Source organism: Nitritalea halalkaliphila LW7 (assembly GCF_000265075.1).
Taxonomy (GTDB): Bacteria; Bacteroidota; Bacteroidia; order Cytophagales; family Cyclobacteriaceae; genus Nitritalea; species Nitritalea halalkaliphila.
The window spans coordinates 1-1130 of sequence record NZ_AJYA01000139.1; the positions used below are offsets into that span (position 1 = coordinate 1).

The window sequence follows — 1130 nt, forward strand, 5'->3', positions numbered from 1 at the left end:
CATCGTTATTTTTATGCCCCYTGTCCTGCACTTTTATTGGGGTTTCGTTCGACTTGCAGGTATTTTTGGCTAAGTACCACCTCCTTCAGCAACTCCCAGAGTGGCTCTATCGTTTTCCACCCCTGCATAAGCCAGTTAGATGCCGTCGAGGCAGGGATTCTAACTCCCATTTTACTGTATTTATCCAACTGCCTGTGTAGGGGTAAACCATATACATACTTGTCTATAGTCATTTGTGCCAGTGTAGAAGCTGCTGGGATGCCTTTTTCAATCGCCCTATCTGGAAGCGTGCCCATCAAGATGCCTTCACCGTTTGGTTTCGCGTATCGCTTGCGGATGTAGCGCGTAACGTAAAACTCTGCAGGCTTCATTTCCAGCACTTCAGTCACCTCTTCTCCGATAACGACACACCCTTCCGTAGACTCCGTAGGCTCGATATAGACATCTTCTCTGCGTAGTGTTTCGGGAAGCGTCATGCGGCCTTGTCCTTTCTCACGCTTTTTACGCTTGACAGTGACTGTTTCCTCGTCGCTATCCGCTTCACCATCACCCCCCATCTTAGCCTGGTCAGTTTCGGGCACACCTAGTGTAAATAGATTGAGCTGATCGGAGTCAACGGACGTTTTTAGCTTGTCCTTTTTGGGACCAAAAATGATTTTAAGTAGCTTGTCTAATTCAGAGCGGTATTTAAAAATGACCTGCTCTTTCTTCTCTATGAGCTCTTGCTTTTCAATTAAAAGGTTTTCTTTTTCGAGCAGAGAATTTTCTTTTTGAGATAAGGTCAACAGAGCCTGTTCGTATAGGGTTTTATAGTCTATTTCTCTGTTTTCCATGACATAAATATAGGGTAAAAAAGTCGTTTTAAATAGCCTTAAAACCACTTTTTAGACAAAAAATCACGCTTTATTTCACTGCCGCCCAGCTGCCATATAACGCTTTCTGTAGCGCACAGATTCTAGCCTTACCCCCTGTAAAAGCAAGCCTAATTCACGGCTAGAAAGCAGGCTTTTAGAGGATCTTGGGCGTTCAAAAGTCCCCCTTTCTAGCCTTTTGATATAAAGAGCAAACCCATCTTGATCCCACTGCAAAAGCCGGATTTGATCTCCTCTTTTTCCTATAAAAATAAAGAC

The 1130-nt window shown here is 43.9% G+C and carries 2 protein-coding genes; both read right to left on the reverse strand.

Features of this window, described 5'->3' with window-relative positions; translation table 11 throughout:
- Window positions 1-11 precede the first annotated feature (11 nt).
- Window positions 12-833, reverse strand: a complete 822-nt coding sequence (locus A3SI_RS16845; protein ID WP_238531837.1) for an IS66 family transposase — start codon at window positions 831-833, stop codon at window positions 12-14.
- A 75-nt stretch (window positions 834-908) separates the two neighbouring features.
- The coding region (tnpB, locus tag A3SI_RS16850; protein ID WP_009057980.1) for an IS66 family insertion sequence element accessory protein TnpB at window positions 909-1130 on the reverse strand (222 nt) is incomplete at its 5' end.